Genomic DNA, 18,678 nt, shown 5'->3' with positions numbered 1-18,678 from the left:
GATCGAACACCTCTCTTCGTTAATCGAGCCGATAAAACCGTTCCGCCGTGCCTCCCAGCACCGAGCTTTTATCTTCGGGAGAACGGCTCTCGAGCGCGCTTAGCGTCGCTTCCCATACGCGGCGGTAATCGCCCGCCAGATTGGCGACGGGCCAGTCGCTGCCGAATAGGAGCCGATCGGCGCCGAACGAACGGAACGCCGCATCCACGCTCGGCTTCCAATCTTCCGGGGTCCAGCGGTTCCAATCGCATGCCGTATTCAGCCCGGACAGCTTGGCGTAGACGTTCGGGTAAGCCGCCGCTGCCGCGAGCTCCGCTTCCCAGCCCGCCATGCTGCCCGCGTCCGTCGACGGGCCACCCGAGATCGGGGGCTTCGCGAGGTGGTCGAGCGCGAGCCGAAGATTCGGAACGCTTTCGGCCACCCGCGGGATGTGCCGAAGATGGTTCGGATACACGGCCACGACGTCGAACGGCAAGCCGAACGAGGCGAGCGTTCTCAAGCCTTCGAGCACGTCCGCACGCACGAGCCAATCCGGGTCCGCCTCGCCGTGGATCAGATGCCGGACCCCTTTGAAGTAGCGGCGTCGCGCGAGTTTCTCCAACCGGCGTCCGGCTTCCAGCGGCTCGGCGAGCGGCACCCAGCCGACGACGCCGAGCACCGATTCGTGAGCTTCGGCAATCTCCAGCAAGTAGTCCGTCTCCGCGGAATGGTCCGCTGCCTGCACGAGAACCGTGCCGCCGATGCCCGCTTCGTCCAGCAAAGGCTGCAGCTCCGGCGGTTCGATGACGCGGTACAAGTCCTTATCGGCCGGCGTAGGCCAGCCGTAGCTCACCCGCTCCACGTTGAACACGTGAACGTGGGAATCGATTTTGCGCGTCGTCATGGCGAGCGCCAACCTCCCGGTCTATTCGCCGCAGCGAACCAATATTTTCATGGCGTTGCCGCCGCTTTCCATCATCCTGAATCCGTCTTCCAGCTTCTCGAGCGGCAGCACGTCGGTGACGAGCGCGCTTAGCGGCAATTTGCCGGAAGCCGCAAGGCCGATCGCGCGATCGAAGTCTTCGCGCTCGAACACGCGAGCGCCCAGCAGCCGCAGCTCGCGGAAGAAGAAGCGGTGCAGATCGACGGCCGCCGGCTTGTTGAAGATGCCGACGACGATAATTCTGCCGCGCGTTCTCGGAAGCTTCGTCATCAGTTCCGCGCCGGCTTGCGAAGACGTGACCTCGAATACGGCGTCCGCTCCGGTTCCGTCCGTCAGCCGGTTCACGAGCTCCGGCACGTCCCGCTCCAACGGGTTGACCGTCTCGAATCCGAGGCTTTCGAGCAAAGCGAGACGATGCGGGTTAATCTCGGACACGAGCACGCGCGCGCCGTTCTCCCGGGCGACGAGGGCGATGACCGCGCCGATCGGTCCGCCGCCGAGGACGACGACGAATTCGCCCGCTTTCACTTCGCCCAAGCGAACGTCGTGGCAGGCGACGGCAAGCGGCTCGATGAGCGCGGCCATGTCCAGCCCGAGTTCGTCCGGTAGCGGCAGTACCGCGAAAGCCGGAACCGTCCATACGCTCTGGAACGCGCCCGGCGTCTCGATGCCGAGAAACTTCAGCTTATGGCAAATATGTCCATGGCCGATCTCGCAAGCCGGACATTCGCCGCACGGATGAAGCGGCATGACCGTCGCCTTCTGCCCGGGACGTAGAACTTCGACCCCTTCGCCGACTTGCTCGACGACGCCGGACATCTCGTGGCCCATGATTTGCGGGAACGTGACGCGGGCATCCATATGCCCGTGATAAATATGAAGGTCGGTGCCGCAGATGCCCGCATAGGCGACGCGGATGCTGACTTCTCCGGGGCCCGGCGCGACCTGCGGCGCTTCTCCGACCGTTAGCTTCTTGTTGCCCGCGTAAAAAACGGCTCTCATCGCGTCCAACTCCTTCCGCGGAATCTCTTTTTCCAATTAAACCTCTTATACTATCGCGTACGCCTTGCGCTCGATTTCTTCCCAATCGAAAGAATAGCCGATGCCCGGAACTTGCGGCGCCGTAATGAAGCCGTCCTCTTCGACCGGATAACCGAAACCGATCGGTCCGGTGCCCCATACGAGAGCTTCGAAAAACGTATTGTTGTTAATGCCGCAAGCCAGATGCACGTTCGCCTGGTCGCCGCCGTGAATTTCCGCCTTCATGCCGAAGCTGTCCGCCAAGTGGGCGATGCGCAGCGCGCCGGTAATGCCGCCCTTCAGCACCGTACCGGTGCGAATCCGATCGCACGCGCCTTGGACGATGAAGTCCGCCGCGTTGTAATGGCAGCCGTCCGACGTCTCCGCCGCGAGCACGGGAATCGTCAGTTCGTCGCACAGCTTCTTGTAATTCCAAATGCTGAACTCTCTCATCGGCTCTTCGTACCAGTAATAGTCCGCTTGCTCCAATGCCTTGCCCAAATAAATCGCGTCGCGAAGATCGAATCCCGCCGAGCCGTCGTACATGAGCATAATGTCGTCCCCGACGTGCTTGCGGACGGCGGCGCACAGCTTGGCGTCCTCGCGGGCATCGCCCCAAGCGTGCAGCTTGATCGCTTTGTAGCCCTTCTCGATGCAATAATCCGCGACGCGCAGGAATTGGTCCGTCGTGTCGTACGTGACGGTCGACGCGTACGCCTGCACGCGGTTGCTGTTGCCCCCGAGCAGTTGATAGAGCGGCATGCCGGCTTTCTTCGCCGTAATGTCCCATAAGGCGACGTCCGGAATGCCCATGTAGTAGATTTGGAATTCTTCCGCGCGGTCCATCTCCCACATCTCGTGCCAAAGCCGTTCCTTCAGCAGCGGATCTCTTCCGATCAGCATGTCTTTCAGCCTGCGCTTCGTATAATCAACGGTCATCAATCCGCGCTGGGCGACGGCGACTCCCTCGATGCCTTCGTCGGTCAGGATTCGCAAGATGCCCATTTCGTTCAAGTGCGAGCCTTCGGGCAGCCCTTTTCTCCATTTAAAAGGAATATCCGCGTCTTGTTTGATCGCGTATGCTTTCACGTCCGTGATTTTCATCGCTGCTTCGCCTCGTCTTTCAAATGTTGTAGCCGCCATCGATCGGGATGACCGCTCCGTTCACCCAAGATGAACCGTTGCCGCATAAGATCAGTACCGCGTCCGCGATCTGGTCCGGCAACCCCATGAACGGCTTCGCTTTCTCTTCGTCCGCCAGTCTTTGGGCTTCCGCCGGGTCATCGTACTTCTGGCGGAACCATTGGTCGATCAGCGGAGTCGCGACGCCGCCCGGCATGAGCGTATTGATGCGGACGCCCTTGCCCAGCAAATCTTTCGCGATTCCCCGGGTCATATGGTTCAGCCCGGCTTTGATCGAATCGTAGACGACGTTGTTCGGCGCGTTCTTGACGCCGTTGATCGAACCGACGTTCACGATCGATCCGCCTTGCCGCTCCAGCCAAGGGAGAGCAGCTTGGACGAGGAAGAACGGCGTCTTCAGGTTCACTTGGAACAGCCGGTTCCAATCTTCGTGCGAGATTTCTTCGATCGGCTTGCTGCAGACGAGCGCGGCGTTGTTCACGACGAAATCGAGCCTGCCCCATCTCCCCGTCGCCGCCGCAACGAGCTGCCCGGGCGCTTGAGCGTCCAGCAAATCCGCTTGAACGAAGATCGCTTCGCCCCCTTGGCTCGCGATATCCGCAACCGTTTCTTCTCCGGCTTCCCGGTTGCGACCGTGAACGACCGTGCGCACGCCTGCGGCAGCCAGCTTCTCCGCGACGGAACGGCCGATCCCGCTCGTCGATCCGGTGACGATCGCCGTTTTTCCTTTCAGTTCAGTCGCCATTCGCATCTTCTCCTTGCGCGTTCAAGCTTCGTGCCTTGAAGGCATGTTCCGATTGTTTGAAAATCACGGGCACTTGACGCCACGGTTCGGCGAAGCACTCGCCCGTCAGACGGTCCCATTCCCGTTCCGCTTCCTCCCGCGTCATGCGGTTCGGAATCGCCAGGTCCGGATCGACTTCCCACGTCATGTAGAGCGTCATTCCCGAACGGTAAATGTCCAGATGAACGAACCCTTTGTCCGCGAGCTGCGCCGCGATCTCCTCGGGCTGGTTCGCGTGAAGCCGCTCGTAACGTTCCGCCATGTCCGGCTTGAGCGTCGCGACCCACAGCGACTTTTCGATCATTTCGGCACGACTCCTTCCTTCCGATAGGAAAAACAAAACCGGCAGCGCTCGCTTGCACTCTGAACACCGCCGGTTTCGTCTATGGGTACCGCGTTATCGCTTTATTTCCACGCGGCGTCTTTCGCGGCTTTCGCCTGATCGGCCCTGCGTTTGTCGGCGCTTTCGAGAACCGCTTTCGGCGTCATCGCGCCGCTGATCATGGCGCTCATGTCTTTGCCGATGTCCATCCATTGCGGGTTCACGTATTTCGACGTCATTTGCAAGCCGGATCCTTGCTTCGCGCCGTACGTATCGAAAAACTTCTGTTGTTCGGCCGTGAAGCGTCCTTGGATGCCCTCGAAGTTCAGCGAAAGGAACCGCGGTTCGTTATCCAGGAAGAATTGCAGGTTTTCTTGCTCCGTCAGGAAGCGGAAATATTCTTTGGCTTGCTCGACGTGCTTCGATCCCGAGTAAATGAATTTGCTCGGCGCCGCCGGCGCGATGTTCATGAGCTGGTTGTCGATGAGCGGAATCGGGAAGTAGCCGAACGTATCCGCTTTGACTTCCGGGAACGCTTTCTCGATCGTCTGCGGCAATCCGAGATTGTGCAGCGTCATCGCGAACTTGCCGCTTGCCATGTTTTTCTCCGTGTCCGCGAACGTGTTGGAGAAGTAGCTTTCGCCCATGTATCCTTTTTTCACGAGCTCGGTGAACTGGGCGAGCGCTTGCTCCATCGCCGGAACTTCGGCCAGCTTCACCTCGTTGGCGTTCAGCTTGTCGGCCAGCCCCTGTACCGACTCTTCGAATTTCGGTCCGATTTCCGGGAACCAGAGGACGTGGTGCCAGCCGTCGGATACCGGCTCGTAGATCGGCGTGACGCCGGATTGCTTGATCGCTTCGGATACTGCTAGGAACTCGGAGTAATTCGTCGGAATTTTCAGGCCGAGCTTCTCGAAAATCGGCTTGTTATAAACGACGTAGAAGTCGTAAGTCGGATCCCAGATCGTCAGCGCGTAAACTTTGCTATTCCACGTCGCTTGCTCGAGGAACAGCTTGTTCTCGCGCTTCGTCCATTCTTCCGCCGTCAGATCGACGGCGTTCTTCTCGACGTCGTACAACGGTCCGAGATCGAATTTGCCGTCTTGGCCGCCGAAGATGTCGGGAGCTTCTTTCGTGTTTAATTTCACTTTGAGCAAGTTCTGGTATTGGTCGGCGGGAACGATCTGGAAATCGATATGAATGCCGGTTTTCTCTTCGAACTTCTTCGCGAGCTGCATTTCGGATTCTTTGATCCAATCTTGGCTCGCCATGTACGTCAACGTGACATTCTCCTTCGGCTTCTCCGCCGATGGGGAGGGAGCCGCGCTGCCCGCGCTCGCGGAAGGCGACGAAGAGGATTCGTTGTTGTTATTGCCGCCGCATCCCGCCAGCAATCCGACCGACAACCCCAGTACCGCTAATAGACCTAGCGCTTTTCTCATAAGTGAAATCTCCTTTAAGTCTTATTGTGTTTGCGCTTTCATTGTATATTGAAATAATTATTGGTATAAATGCATTTATCTTGCTTGTTTCTTGCACTTTTTTTACTACGCCATCCTGTTCGTCAGCGCGCCGAGTCCTTCGATCTCGATCGTCACGACGTCGCCGGATTTCAAATACGTCTGTTTTTCCGGCGGATAGCCGAGCACGACGCCTTCCGGCGTTCCGGTCAGAATCAAGTCGCCCGGTTCGAGCGTCATATGACGCGAAATATAGCTGACGACTTCGTCGCAGCGGAAAATCATGTCGGACGTATTCGACAGCTGGCGCCGCTCCCCGTTGACCGTGCAGCCGATCGTAAGAGAGTTCGGATCCGGCACCTCGTCGGCGGTCGCGACGAACGGGCCGACGGGCGCGAACTTATCGCACGTCTTGCCGAGCATCCACTGCGCGGTTCGAAGCTGCAAGTCGCGCGCGGACAAATCGTTCGCGTTGCAGTAGCCGAACACGTAACCGAGCGCGTCTTCCTTGGACACGTCCTTCGCTCTCTTGCCGATGACGATACACAGCTCCGCCTCGTAGTCCAGCTTGTCCGTCACGGCCGGGATCGGCACGTCTTCCCCGTGGGCGGCGAGCGCGTTCCCGAATTTGTTGAACAGAATCGGGCTCGCCGGAATGGCGGCGTTCGTCTCTTCCGCGTGCTTCCGGTAGTTCAGGCCGACGCAGACGATCTTCTGCGGATCGGACACGACGGGTGCGAACGTCAAGCCGTCTTCGTCGAGAATCTTCGCTTCGTCGCCGAGCTCGGCGATCCGCCGGGCCCATTCCGCTAAGCGTTCGCTTCCGACCTCGATCGCCTCCCGCATCGTCCGCGGAGCTCCTTCTCCGGCAGCGAACGTATCGATGATGCCTCGTTCCGTTTTCGCCGCGAGGCGCAGTTCTCCGTCTTGCCAGTATTGCAATAGTTTCATGTCTTTTCCTCTTTTCTCGGGATACTGTCGTAGACTCTCATATTCCTGCAAAAGTGCAGTAATTGCGGAACGGCTGTCCGACGATTCTCGATATTCCTGCAATCATACAGTTATTTGACCCCGATAGGCCCAATCAACATCTCGATAGCCTAAATTCCTGTATTTTTGCAGGAATTCCTTATAACCAGCCAAATGAGGCGAGAAAAACTGCATTTTTGCAGCTTTTCGAAGTGCGCCTCCGCCGGATCGCTCCGAAAGCCCCAAAAAAGACTCGTAGCGTTTGCAAATAGCCGATACCGTTATTACTACCCTGAAAATATCCCGCCAATGGCGTTCGTGAACGGATTCTTATCCTCCGTGGTGCTTTGCCAGTAGCATGAATGGCTACTTACGTCTCCAAATAACGGCGTCGCGCGCCGCTAAAGCGCTCGAAGTTACCCGTTCCTCCGAAATAACGGCGTCGCGCGCCGCTAAAGCGCCCGAAGTCAACCGTTCCTCCAAAATAACGGCGTCACGCGCCGCTAAAGCGCCGAAGTCACCCGTTCCTCCGAAATAACGACGTCCGTGCAGCGCTAAAGCTTCGAAGTCACCCGTTTCGCCTTAATAACGGCGTTGCGCGCCGCTAAGCGACGTGAGCCGGTGATTCACGCCAAGCTCGCCTCGTCTCAGTCAAGCGTTCTTGCCGAATACGACGCCGCCGTCCACGTACATCGGAGAGCCCATCATGAAGCCCGACTCGTCGGAAGCGAGGAACAGCGCGGCGTTCGCCACGTCTTCCGGACGACCCAATTGGCCGCTGAGCTGCCGGTTCTTGATCGATTCGATCGCTTTCTCCGGATCGTCGTACGAGGTGCTTAAATACTTCTCCACGAACGGCGTCATGATCGTTCCCGGCAGCAGCGCGTTGACCCGGATGCCGTATGGCGCGTAGTCGACCTGCATCGCTTTCGTCAGCGCCAGCACGGCGCCCTTCGTCGCGGAATAAACCGCGCGGCGGGCCAATCCGATCTCCGCCGCGCAGGAGGACATGTTGATGATCGAGCCGCGCTTGAGCGCCATCATATGGGGAACAACCGCTTTGCTCAATAGATAGACGCCCTTCAAGTTCACGCCGACGACGCGGTCCCAATCATCCGGCTTCACTTCGTGCAGCGCGCCGACGCCGCTGATGCCGGCGTTGTTGAACAAGACGTCGACTCGCCCGAATTTCTCGATCGCCTCGGCGACGGCGGCCATAGTCGAAGCTTCGTCCGTCACGTCGAGACGGACGAAATGCGCCGATCCCCCGGCCTCCCGGATCGCTTGCGCGACGCCCGCTCCCGCCTCCTCGTTCACGTCGCCGATGACGACCGTCGCGCCTTCCCGCGCGAACAGCTCCGCCGAGCATTTGCCGATGCCGGACCCCGCGCCCGATATCAATACGACTTTGTTGGACAATCTCATTTGTTCTCCCCCTTAAAATAAGAGTTCAAAAAGTTCGGTTTTCAGCACCGAGAAGCTTGAAATTAACCCTTTACCGAACCGGCCGTCATGCCGGCGATAATGAACCTCTGTCCAAGCAAATAGACGATGACGACGGGAAGACTCGTCAGTACGATGTCGGCGCTGACCAGGTTCCACTCCATATGGAATTGTCCGAAGAAGTTGTATACGGACAGCGTCATCGGCCATTGATCCGCGGAATTCAGGAAATAAAGCGGTAGCAAGAATTCGTTCCAAGAGTTCAGGAACGCCAGGATGAAGACAGTTACTGCCGCCGGCTTAAGCAGCGGCAAGATGATCTTGAAGAAGAGCTTGCCCGGCCCGCAGCCGTCGATCGTGCCCGCTTCGTCGAGTTCCCTCGGAAGTCCGCCGACGAAACCGTACAGGATAAAGATGCTGAGCGGAATTTGGATCGCCGCGTACAAAATAATAATGCCGGTCTGCGAATTCACGAGATGAAGGATCTGCATCGTCTTCATCAAGGTAAAATAGTTGAGCGGCATAGCCAACCCGAGCAGCACGAACAAATAGCTGAACCGGTTAACGACCGTGCGCCTTCTCGAGTAGACGTAAGCGGCCATAGAAGCGAGCAATACGCAGAGCACCGTCGATACGCCGGCGTATAGGATGCTATTCCAAAGCGACATCGACAGCTTGCCTTTCTCGAACACGACGCTGAAATTATCGAAATGAAGCGACTTCGGCAACTCCATGCCCATCGAGCTCGCTTGCGACGAATTTTTGAGCGAGTTGATGACGATGAGGACGAGTGGCGCCACGGCAACCAAGCTGATCGCCAAGGCGAAGACGTTTTTCAGAAATCCGTACGCGATCGATTTTCTCATCGGGATTGTTCCTCCTTGCCCATCAAGCGGACGACGAAGTAGCCGACGATCGTCATGAAGACGAACATCACCGTGGAGAGCGCCGTGCCGACGCCGTATCTGCCCATCGAGAATTCCTTGAACACGCCGGTATACATTACTTCCGTCGCATAACCCGGTCCCCCGTTCGTAAGCACGTAGACCGCGTCGAATACTTTAAGCCCGTACAGCATGTTCAGGATAATCGTGACGGTCAAGGCCGGGACGATGAGCGGAATGGTAATATGCCAGATTCGGCTCCAGTAGCCGGCGCCGTCGATTTCCGCCGCCTCGTCGTAGTCTTTCGGAATCGTTTGCAAGCCCGCGAGCAGAATGACCATAATATAGCCCGCGCCCTTCCAGACGTCCACCGCGATAATCGACTTGAACGCCCAGTCGAGATCGGTCAGCCAGTGCCGCGCGAGCATATCGAGGCCGATCGCGCGCAGAAATTCGTTAAGCAAGCCGGTATCGGGATGAAGCACCGACTTGAAGATCAAACCGACGACGAGCATCGGGACGACGGCCGGCAGGAACAGGATCGCCCGGTGCAAGTTCATGAAACGGACGCCTTTGTTAAGCAGCAACGCGAAAAGGAATCCGATCGCCGTCTTGAACACGATCGTCGCCACCGTGAAAACGAGCGTGTTTCGGATAAAGGACAAGTAGACGTTATCGGAGGAGAACACTTGCTTGAAATTGTCGAAGCCGATAAAGCGAACGGCCGTATCGTAGCTGTTCCAATCCGTGAACGCGTAGACGATGCCCGCGACGCCGGGGACGACGAGCAGCACGACGTAGAGCAGCATCGCGCCGAACGAAAAGTAATAAGGATACATCTGGTTGATCTTCATGGTCTCACTCCTGTCCGCACGACTGAATGCGCTTGCGATGAATTGGTTGCGTTTTCATTATAAAATCGCGAGCAAGCCTTTCCCATGCAGAAAACCGACCACATACTTGCACTTATTTTACCTGCCCGCCTATTTCCGCGCTTTACAAACCCCGCCGCTCGACGCAAAATGGGGACACAGGAGGTGACTCGTCCCATGATCCGGCGCAGATCCATCCGTTCGGTGCTTTTCGCGACGTATTCGGTCATCATCGCGCTCATTTTATCGATTTCTTTGCTGCTCTTTTACTTATGGTCATCCGATACGCTTCGCAAGCAGGCGTTGGATTCGATCTCCGGCACGTCCCGATCGGTGCAGGAAAAGCTCGACTTCGAAATCCAGAAGATGGACACCGTCTCCCAGAACATCCTCTATTCGAATCTGGTTAAGGAACGGTTCCTCGTCTTTACCGGCAAGTCGCCGGCGGATGAAGGGCTTTCGCCGGCGGAGAACGTCACGCAAGCGACGAAGGAGCTAGCCGAAATACTCGTCGCGGCGAACGGTCCCGCGTTGCCGGCGCAACAGATCAATTTGTACGACTTCGCCGGCAATATGTTCGGTTCCGGCTTCGATAATCGCAGGGCGAAGGTCGATCTGCGCGGCAAGAGCTGGTATCGCGCGGTCATGGGCGAGAACGATGGCAAAGTCATGACGACTCCCGAGATCGACGAGCAATTGATTAACGTGTTGCCGACTTCGGAGGAACCGTACTCGATCTCCCTCCTTCGCCTGTTCTCCGACCGCTACAATGCGCCGGAAGGCATCGTCGAAGTGAAGCAGTCGTTACGAAATCTGTTCAAGGGACTGAACTTGTCGCGGCAAGACCGGGTCATCGTCTATACCGACGCCGGGGAGCTCATCTACCCCGCCGGCAAAGGCTTCGACGCCGAGCGTCAGTCCATTCGGCAATTTCTCGCCCACCCGGAAGGCGGAACGACCGAAAATCCGGAAACGGGAGAGCCGGAGCTGTTCCAGGTGTCCCGTTCCGAATACACCGGTTGGAACTCGGCCGTCATCCGGCCGGAAAAAACGTTCTCCGCCCCGCTTCGGACGTTCACGAGCCTGTTCGTCCTGTTCGCGGCCTGCATCCTGCTTCTCGCGATCTTGTTGACTTATTGGGCCGCGCAACGGATCACGAAGCCGATCGCCCGCTTGCACCGCTTCATCAAGACGACGGACTTGTCCGGTCTCGCTTCACCCGCGCCGATCGAGCTGTCCAGCGGCTTGAACGAGCTTGATCGGCTACAGCTCGCCTTCGGCAAAATGGGCGAACGGCTCCGTTATTCGATGGAGCAGCTCATGCAAGCACAGAAACAGCAGCTTCAAGCCCGGATGCTCGCGCTGCAGTCGCAGATGAACCCGCATTTCCTGTACAACACGCTCGCTACGATCGGCGTCATGGCCGAGGAGAACATGAATCGGGAGATCGTCGAAATGATCGAAAATTTATCCGATCTCATGCGTTATATTTCTTCGGACGACGCGTCTGACGTCAATCTGGAGACGGAGCTCGCCCATACCGAGAAGTTCCTTCGATGCGTCGGTTTCAGATACGGAAGCCGATTGACGTACCAGATCGATTCGGATCCGGCAACGCGCAACATTCAAACGTCCAAATTGATCATTCAGCCGCTCGTCGAGAATGCCGTCAAATACAGCACGAAAGCCGTCCCGCCATGGCATATCTGGGTTCGCGTCTACTCGGAAGGGGAGTTATGGTTCGCCGAGGTGCGGGATAACGGCCCCGGATTCGAAGAGGGACGGCTCGAAGAAATCCGCAAGTCGATCGAAAAGATCGAGCAATCGGGGCAGACGCCGAGCTTAAAGGTAGAAGGAATGGGCTTATTGAACGTGTACATTCGCCTGAAAATCATGTACGGTCCGCGCATGAGCTTCCATATCGAGAACGCGCCGCAAGGAGGCGCGATCGTCACGATCGGAGGCGCGCAGACTCCCGGAGGGAACGACAAATGACCATCGAAGAGCAGGCGTTGACGATACGCACGGTCGTCGCCGAAGACGAACCTTTGATCTTGCAAAACCTCGTAAAAAAAATCAAATCCGTCGATCCCGCGTTCCACGTCGTCGAAACCGCCTTGGACGGCGTATCGGCGTTGCGCGCGCTAGAGACGATGCCGGTCGACCTGCTCGTCACCGATATTCAAATGCCCGGCTTGGACGGATTGGAACTTATTCGCCAAGCGAATATCAAGTTTCCGAACGTCCTCAAAGTGATCATTAGCGGCTACAACGAATTCGAATACGCCCGGCAAGCGTTACAACACGAAGTGGTGGACTACTTGCTCAAGCCGGTGAAGACGAACGAGCTGGAAGGCGTGCTGTCCAAAATCAAGCAGAAGCTATCGCAGGAACGAGGGGAGCGGCAAGCCGCGAGACTGGCTACGCTGGACAATCACGACTATACGCCGGAGGAAGTCGTGCGCGCCGTCCAGCAATTCTTGAAGAGCAACTTCGCGAACGAGCTGAATCTCGAAGGCATCTCCAGGCAATTCAACTTCAACCCGTCCTATTTGACGAAAATATTCATCAAGCACGCCGGCGAGCCGCCGTCCAAATATTTGATTACGTTACGCATCGGCGAGGCGAAGAGGCTGCTCGAAAGCGAGAAATCATGGTCCGTCAAGGAAATCGGAGAAAGGGTCGGCTACCCCGATCCGTACTATTTCAGCCGGATCTTCAAGCAGGTGACGGGCGTCACGCCGAGGGAGTACCGGAAAGAGATTCGGCCATGAAGCTGAACGTCCGCTACGAGCACGACATTCCCGTCAACGCTTTCCGTTGGACGCCCAAATCTTACAAGGAACCTTTGCATTATCATGCCAGCCTGGAAATCGGATGCTGCCTGTCCGGTCGCGGAACGTTCTATTTCGGCGGCAAGAGCTTTACGGCTGCCCCGGGCGACGTCTTCATCGTCAACAACTCCGAGCTTCACATTGCGGAATCCGATCCTGAGTCGCCCTGCGAATTCGTCTTCGTGAACTTCGATCCCGGTTTGTGGCAGAAGGAAGACGAGATGCTTCTTCTTCCGTTCTGTTATCCGTCGGGCGAATTTCTTAACCACGTGCCGGCGGATTCTCCGCTCGCCAAGGAACTGGAGCCTCTCATCTTGAGAATATGGACGGAACTGAGAGACAAGCCGGACGGCTACCGGAGCATGGTCAAAGGGCTGTTGCTCCAGCTTGGGGCTTCGGTGCTCAGGCGGCAAGCCGGTCTCGTGTCCGAACGGCGGCTAACCGTTCAGCGCTCCGCTTTCCGCGAGCTTCGGACTTTGCTGGCGTACGTGGAGGAACGATTCGCGGAGCCTCTCGACTTGAAAGATTTGGCCGGACGGCTCGGCGTCAGTCCTTCGAGGGCGAGCCGTGCCTTTCGCGAGGCGACGGGACGCGGATTCGCGGAGTACGTGCGCCAGCTCCGGCTGAACGAAGCGAAACGGCAACTCGTCGTTACCGACAAGCCGATAACGGACGTGATCTTCGATAGCGGGTTCCAGAGCGTGCCGAGCTTTTATCGCCTGTTCGCCGCTTCGGAGGGCCTGTCTCCCGCCGACTACCGATATGCGCTCGCTCCGGTCGCAATTTCTGAGAATCCGGAACGATAAACGGAGAAGATGTTCGCCAAACCTCCTCCTATAATGGGGATAAGAAATATTCGGGGAGGACGACTCGCGATGGCAGGATGGGATTCGTTAAAAAGAATCGTGGAGCTCGAAGGGATTCAGCGGCGCGAGGAAGGCTGCGACATGGCGGGATTCGAGGAATTGCGGGTCGCCGCGGGAGACGACGAGGATCGTCTCATGGACGTCTACGGGCAAATGAAAGCGTTGTCGATTCGGGATGATTTTCCGTTCGAGGAGCCTTCGGAGCTGGCGGACATTCGCCGGCTTCGGCTGCCGGGACCGGAGATCGCGAAGCTGACGGCCGACGAGGCGGCGCTTCTGGACAAATTCCGCGGGGCGTGGCTCGGCAGGTGCGTCGGTTGCGCGCTCGGCAAGCCGCTCGAAGGCTGGGACTTCATGAACGGCAGCCGCGGCAACCCTGGCTGGCTTAACGTCAAGCTCTGGTTCGAAGCCGCGGACGCTTGGCCGATTCGTTCCTACGTGCCATCTTCGTCCCGTGCGAGAAACGATGTCGGCATAGACCTCGCCCGGTGGTGTTCGAAGAGCATGCTGGAGAACTTGCGATACATGGAATCGGACGACGACATCTGGTACACGGTGCTCGGTCTGCTTATGCTGGAGGAGAAAGGGCTGGACTGGGATAGCTGGGACGTGGGCAAGCTATGGCATTCGCGTCTTACGTATTCGCAAGTATGCACGGCAGAGACGCAAGCCTATTTGAACTTCTCCGGAATCACCTCCCATATGGATCGGGTCAAACCGGCCGAATGGGATCGCTCCTGGGTCCGGGAGCATCTGAACCCCTACCGCGAATGGATCGGCGCGCAAATCCGGGCGGACGGCTACGCTTACGGCGCGGCCGGCAATCCGGAGCTGGCCGCGGAACTCGCCTGGCGCGACGCTTCTTTCTCCCACGTCAAGAACGGCATCTACGGTGCGATGTTCGTCGCCGCCATGATCGCGGCCGCTTTCGCGGAGAACGATCCGCTTCGCGTCGTCGAGATCGGCTTGGCCGAAATTCCGGCGACGTGCCGGCTGTATGCCGACGTGCGCCAGGCGGTCGATATCGCGAGACAAACTTCTACGCAACTCGAACTCGTCGAGCGGATCTGGGAAGCGTTCAAGCATTACGATCCCGTGCATACGAACAACAACGCGGCTCTCGTAGCGGCCTCTCTCGTATTCGGCGGCGGGGAGTTCGAGAAGACGGTGACGACGGCGGTGCTCGGCGGCTGGGACACCGATTGCAACGGCGCGACGGTCGGTTCGATCATCGGCGCGATGCTCGGCGCGCAAGCTTTGCCGGCAACGTGGACGGCGCCGCTGAACGATACGCTGTACGCCGAATTGCCGGGTTTCCATCCCATCGCGATCTCCGAGTGCGGCGATCGCAGCTACCGGGTTTTCCTTAAACTGCGGGAGGATCCGATGGCGGAAATCCGTTAATCAAGGAAGAAGCCTTCGGCGTCCGAATGACGCGAAGGCTTCTTCCTTGTCAAGTTGACTCATGATCGGTCCGTTATCGCGCCATCCATCCGCCGTCGACGCATAACACGTGACCGTTCATATAGTCGGACGCAGCGGAGGCGAGAAACACGACCGGTCCCTTCAAGTCTTCGGGTTGGCCCCACCGGCCCGCCGGGATTCGCTCCAGAATCGAATCGTAACGCTTGCCGTCCGCGATAATCGGCGCCGTATTGCGCGTCTCGATATAGCCCGGCGCGATCGCGTTTACTTGAATGCCCTTGCTTCCCCATTCGTTGGCGAGCGCCTTCGTCACGCCGGCGATGGCGTGTTTGCTTGCCGTATACCCCGGGACGTTAATTCCGCCTTGATAGGATAACATCGATGCGATATTGATGATCTTGCCGTAACCGCGTCCGATCATTTGCCGTCCCGCGAGCTGACTGAGGAAAAACGCCGAATGTAGGTTAATATCGATGACGGCGTGCCAGTCTTCGCGCGAATGTTCGGCCGCCGGCGCGCGGCGGATCGTCCCCGCGTTGTTGACGAGAATGTCGATGCCGCCGAAGATTTCCTCCGCTTGCGCGAAAACGTTCCCGAGTCCGTCGAGATCGCTCAAGTCCGCTTTCACTTGCTCGATTCGGCCTCCTGCCTCTTTTACGATCCGGACCGTCTCGTCGCTGTTCGAAGAGGATACCGCCACGACCGCAGCGCCCGCTTCGGCAAGCCCGATCGCCATCGCTTGGCCGAGACCTCCGGACGTGCCGGTTACGAGCGCCGTTCTTCCCGTTAAATCGAATAACATGTCAATCCCCCGTTTCTTGGTCGATCAGCAGGTTAACGCCCGCTTGCCGATATTGCTCCGCGACGTCCGGCGCAAGGCCGGCATCGGTAATGACCGCCGATACGTCCTTGCAGGACGCAAACGTGAACAACGCGCCTTGCCCGAACTTGCGATGATCCGCGACGACGTAACTCGTCCGCGCGGTTTCGATCCATGCGCGCTTGACCTCCGTCAGCTCGCCCGTGTATACCGTGAATCCGTATTCGGGATGCACGCCGGTCGCGCTCAGGAACGCCTTGCCGATATTGAGCTTGCGAATATACGCCGCCGTCTCCGCGCCGACGAGCATGTTGCGCACGCGATACCCGCCGGGCACGACGAGCCGGATCGCGTCTTTCCGGACGAGCTCGCTGATGATGAACACGTCGTTCGTCACGACCGTAAGCGGTTGGTTGATCAGCAATCTGGCAATCTCCAGCGTCGTCGTTCCGCCGTCCAGCGCGACAATGTCGTTCGGCTCGATGAGAGAGACCGCCAGCTTCGCGATCCGAAGCTTCTCGGGAGTCCGGGACGCGGATCCTTGCATCGACAGAATGCCGAGCTGGTCGGCCTGCGCCAATACGGCCCCGCCGTGGACGCGTTTCAGCAGCCCTTTCTCTTCGAGCTTGGCCAAGTCTTCGCGGATCGTCTTGCCGGTTACGTTCAGCTTCTCGCTCAGCTCCGTTACCGTCACTTGGTTCGAGGCGAGGAGCAGCTCCATCATTCGTTCATATCGGTTCAAAGAGTTCATACGGGTGCCCTTCTATCTTTTTCCAATATTATATTGTTCTATTTTAACTCTTTCATCGGTACCGCATCCATATCTTCGAACGTTTGGTTTTCGCCGGCCATGCCCCAGATGAACGTATAGCTGTTCGTGCCGACGCCGCTATGGATCGACCAGCTCGGGGAAATGACCGCCTGTTCGTTACGAACGACGAGGTGTCTCGTCTCTTGAGGCTCGCCCATGAAATGGAAAACGGCGCCGTCGTCCGGCATATCGAAGTAGAAATACACTTCCGAGCGCCGATTGTGCGTATGGCAAGGCATCGTGTTCCACATGCTGCCCGGCTTGAGCAACGTCATGCCCATGACGAGCTGGCAGCTTTGGATGCCTCCCGTATGGATGTAGCGGTAGATCGTGCGTTCGTTGGAGTTCGTCAAGGAGCCGAGATGGGTCGGAGAAGCCTCGCTGATCGCCGCTTTCGTCGTCGGATAGCTCTGGTGGGCGGGAGCGGAGTTCAAGTAATATTTAGCAGGTTGCGACGCGTCGTCGCTCGCTAACGATACTTCCTTCGCGCCGCGGCCGATATACAGGCAATCCTTCGATGCCATTTCATACGTCGTACCGTCGACCGTAATCGTTCCTTGGCCGCCTACGTTAATAATGCCGATCTCGCGACGCTCCAGGAACGTCGGAGCGCCCATCGTCTTCGGATCGGCTTCCAGCTTCACCGGACCGTTAACCGGAATCGCGCCGCCTACGATGAAGCGGTCGACGTGAGAATAGCAAAGCGTCAGTTTGTCTGCCGCGAACAAGCTCTCGATCAGGAATTCCTCGCGAAGCTCGGTCGTATCGAACTGTTTCACTTGCTTGGGATGGGAAGCGTAGCGGATTTCCATTGGAATTAGCTCCTTTTATGTTCATTTATGTTCATTTAAGTTCTATATTGTTTAAAATACTGCATCCGGGGTTCGTTTACAAGAGCGTTCGCAAAATTACTTCGGCATAATTGGCGACCTGATCAGATTTACTTCGCCGGACGCACTATCTCCCTCGCGAAAGGGTCTCCGAACATGGAATTACTTCAATGGACGCACTAACTCCCCTTGCATACTTTTGCCGAAACAGGAAAAAGCCCGGACGCTTTCGGTCCAGGCTTAAATGCAATCACTATTCTCATCGCGGCGACAGCTACTCTTTCCTCGGCAGGCGCTTGTCCCCAAGAAGCTTCTCCATGAGACCGCCAGTCGCCTTCCACGCTTTTCCTTTTCGCGCCGATGCGCGGGAATAAATCTTGCTCACGAATTCATACCGATCGGCAAGCGTGAACACGGCGCTCTTCTTCCCATTAACGAAGCGAATCTCGTACAGATTGGCCGGACCTTCGGGATCCTCGAACGCCGTCTTGCGCAATCGGGCGAGTTCTTCGACGATAGCCTCGATAGCGGCTGCGTCGTCGATCGTTCGCAATGCCGTTATCTTGTCGCCCGCCGCGATCGCGTACACTTCGATCTTGCGGATCTTCATCGAGAGAGGCAAACCGCCGTCTCCCGAACACCCGAGGAGCAAGGAGATCGCAAGCGCCAATGCCGCTCCGCGCCACGCCCTACTTGCTGACGCGCCGATTTTACTCATTGCCGAGCATTTTGTCTTCCTCGTTATCGCGAACCGTTTTCTGCAGTACTAGACTCGTGACGATCAGGAAGGACGCGCCGATCGCGTAATAACCGACGACGTAGAACGGTTCCTCGAGCGTCGTCAATCCGATGAACTCGAATAGGATCGCAAGAATGAAGCCGGCCCAGCTCAAGAACGTGAACGCCGACGTATTGCGCTTGCGGTGCTGCGGGTTCGACTGGCGCAAATATTGGTCCTCGTCGTTGTCCCGGATAACCTTCTGCAGGACGAACGCGGTAATAATGAGAAGAACGCCGACGGCCGCGTAATACCCTTTGACCGAAAGCGGCTGCTTCAGGGAGTAGATCCCCCCGAATTCGAAGCCGAACGCGAGCACGAACGCCGCCCATGCCATGAACGTAAACGTCGGCGTATTCCTGCGGCGATAGAAATCGTTCGTTCTTTTTACGTGTTGCATCGGGATTTGCGTTTGGTTTTGGTTGTTGTGCGCTTGCGGTTGGGCTTGAACGGGCGTGCCGTCTTCCATGTCGGTTCCTCCTAGGGATCGTAGAC

Annotated in this window: 18 protein-coding genes and 2 pseudogenes; 4 read left to right on the top strand and 16 right to left on the bottom strand. The window is 57.7% G+C overall.

Features of this window, described 5'->3' with window-relative positions; translation table 11 throughout:
* Positions 1-19 precede the first annotated feature (19 nt).
* The 10 genes from ACFPPD_RS17630 to ACFPPD_RS17585 all read right to left on the bottom strand — a co-directional run bounded on the left by ACFPPD_RS17630 (position 20) and on the right by ACFPPD_RS17585 (position 9,801).
* Positions 20-883: an amidohydrolase family protein gene (locus ACFPPD_RS17630; protein ID WP_209749708.1), complete on the bottom strand. Its 864-nt coding sequence runs from the start codon at positions 881-883 to the stop codon at positions 20-22.
* A 21-nt stretch (positions 884-904) separates the two neighbouring features.
* Entirely contained in the window at positions 905-1,924 is a 1,020-nt protein-coding gene (locus ACFPPD_RS17625; RefSeq protein WP_209749709.1) for a zinc-dependent alcohol dehydrogenase, read from the bottom strand.
* Positions 1,925-1,969: 45 nt separating this feature from the next.
* Positions 1,970-3,046 carry an enolase C-terminal domain-like protein gene (locus tag ACFPPD_RS17620; RefSeq protein WP_209749710.1) on the bottom strand — a complete coding sequence of 359 codons (1,077 nt, stop codon included), beginning with the start codon at positions 3,044-3,046 and terminating at the stop codon, positions 1,970-1,972.
* A 19-nt stretch (positions 3,047-3,065) separates the two neighbouring features.
* Positions 3,066-3,830 carry an SDR family NAD(P)-dependent oxidoreductase gene (locus ACFPPD_RS17615; protein ID WP_209749711.1) on the bottom strand — a complete coding sequence of 255 codons (765 nt, stop codon included), beginning with the start codon at positions 3,828-3,830 and terminating at the stop codon, positions 3,066-3,068.
* Positions 3,820-4,173, bottom strand: coding sequence for an L-rhamnose mutarotase (locus ACFPPD_RS17610; protein ID WP_209749712.1), 354 nt, complete (start codon positions 4,171-4,173; stop codon positions 3,820-3,822). The genes ACFPPD_RS17615 and ACFPPD_RS17610 overlap by 11 nt, the downstream gene beginning before the upstream one ends.
* 101 nt (positions 4,174-4,274) lie before the next feature.
* Positions 4,275-5,633, bottom strand: a complete 1,359-nt coding sequence (locus tag ACFPPD_RS17605) for an ABC transporter substrate-binding protein (RefSeq protein WP_209749713.1) — start codon at positions 5,631-5,633, stop codon at positions 4,275-4,277.
* A gap of 105 nt (positions 5,634-5,738) precedes the next feature.
* Complete coding sequence (locus ACFPPD_RS17600; RefSeq protein ID WP_209749714.1) at positions 5,739-6,602, bottom strand: fumarylacetoacetate hydrolase family protein; 864 nt, start codon at positions 6,600-6,602, stop codon at positions 5,739-5,741.
* Between the two features lie 669 nt (positions 6,603-7,271).
* Positions 7,272-8,045: an SDR family NAD(P)-dependent oxidoreductase gene (locus ACFPPD_RS17595; protein WP_209749715.1), complete on the bottom strand. Its 774-nt coding sequence runs from the start codon at positions 8,043-8,045 to the stop codon at positions 7,272-7,274.
* A 62-nt stretch (positions 8,046-8,107) separates the two neighbouring features.
* The gene (locus tag ACFPPD_RS17590; RefSeq protein ID WP_209749716.1) at positions 8,108-8,929 is read right to left on the bottom strand and encodes a carbohydrate ABC transporter permease; all 822 of its coding nucleotides are present in this window, start codon (positions 8,927-8,929) and stop codon (positions 8,108-8,110) included.
* Complete coding sequence (locus ACFPPD_RS17585) at positions 8,926-9,801, bottom strand: carbohydrate ABC transporter permease (RefSeq protein ID WP_209749717.1); 876 nt, start codon at positions 9,799-9,801, stop codon at positions 8,926-8,928. The genes ACFPPD_RS17590 and ACFPPD_RS17585 overlap by 4 nt, the downstream gene beginning before the upstream one ends.
* 195 nt (positions 9,802-9,996) lie before the next feature.
* Between ACFPPD_RS17585 and ACFPPD_RS17580 the strand changes: the two genes are divergently transcribed.
* The 4 genes from ACFPPD_RS17580 (at position 9,997) to ACFPPD_RS17565 (ending at position 14,923) form a co-directional block, all read left to right on the top strand.
* Positions 9,997-11,814 carry a sensor histidine kinase gene (locus ACFPPD_RS17580; RefSeq protein WP_209749718.1) on the top strand — a complete coding sequence of 606 codons (1,818 nt, stop codon included), beginning with the start codon at positions 9,997-9,999 and terminating at the stop codon, positions 11,812-11,814.
* Positions 11,811-12,593, top strand: coding sequence for a response regulator transcription factor (locus ACFPPD_RS17575; RefSeq protein ID WP_209749719.1), 783 nt, complete (start codon positions 11,811-11,813; stop codon positions 12,591-12,593). Before ACFPPD_RS17580 ends, ACFPPD_RS17575 begins: the two co-directional genes overlap by 4 nt.
* A complete protein-coding gene (locus ACFPPD_RS17570; protein ID WP_209749720.1) occupies positions 12,590-13,459 on the top strand; it encodes a helix-turn-helix domain-containing protein in 870 nt (289 codons plus the stop codon). Before ACFPPD_RS17575 ends, ACFPPD_RS17570 begins: the two co-directional genes overlap by 4 nt.
* 69 nt (positions 13,460-13,528) lie before the next feature.
* Complete coding sequence (locus ACFPPD_RS17565) at positions 13,529-14,923, top strand: ADP-ribosylglycohydrolase family protein (protein WP_209749721.1); 1,395 nt, start codon at positions 13,529-13,531, stop codon at positions 14,921-14,923.
* Between the two features lie 73 nt (positions 14,924-14,996).
* Here ACFPPD_RS17565 and kduD read toward each other — a convergent pair whose 3' ends face one another.
* From kduD to ACFPPD_RS17535, 6 genes and pseudogenes are all read right to left on the bottom strand, one after another.
* Complete coding sequence (gene kduD / locus ACFPPD_RS17560; RefSeq protein WP_209749722.1) at positions 14,997-15,746, bottom strand: 2-dehydro-3-deoxy-D-gluconate 5-dehydrogenase KduD; 750 nt, start codon at positions 15,744-15,746, stop codon at positions 14,997-14,999.
* Position 15,747: 1 nt separating this feature from the next.
* On the bottom strand, positions 15,748-16,515 hold the full coding sequence (locus tag ACFPPD_RS17555; RefSeq protein WP_209749723.1) for a DeoR/GlpR family DNA-binding transcription regulator: 768 nt from the start codon (positions 16,513-16,515) through the stop codon (positions 15,748-15,750).
* A 38-nt stretch (positions 16,516-16,553) separates the two neighbouring features.
* The gene (gene kduI / locus ACFPPD_RS17550) at positions 16,554-17,387 is read right to left on the bottom strand and encodes a 5-dehydro-4-deoxy-D-glucuronate isomerase (RefSeq protein WP_209749724.1); all 834 of its coding nucleotides are present in this window, start codon (positions 17,385-17,387) and stop codon (positions 16,554-16,556) included.
* 292 nt (positions 17,388-17,679) lie between these two features.
* Positions 17,680-18,123 (bottom strand): hypothetical protein, encoded by a 444-nt coding sequence (locus ACFPPD_RS17545; protein ID WP_209749725.1) that lies wholly within the window; start codon positions 18,121-18,123, stop codon positions 17,680-17,682.
* Positions 18,116-18,295 (bottom strand): annotated as a pseudogene (locus ACFPPD_RS17540) (YiaA/YiaB family inner membrane protein); the annotation flags it as partial. The gene ACFPPD_RS17545 and the pseudogene ACFPPD_RS17540, both read right to left, overlap by 8 nt.
* A gap of 63 nt (positions 18,296-18,358) precedes the next feature.
* Positions 18,359-18,583 (bottom strand): annotated as a pseudogene (locus ACFPPD_RS17535) (YiaA/YiaB family inner membrane protein); the annotation flags it as partial.
* Positions 18,584-18,678: the final 95 nt, after the last annotated feature.

Source organism: Cohnella suwonensis (assembly GCF_042655365.1).
Classification (GTDB): domain Bacteria; phylum Bacillota; class Bacilli; order Paenibacillales; family Paenibacillaceae; genus Cohnella; species Cohnella suwonensis.
Note: the sequence above shows the minus strand (reverse complement) of the source record. Positions and strands in the feature narration are given on the sequence as shown.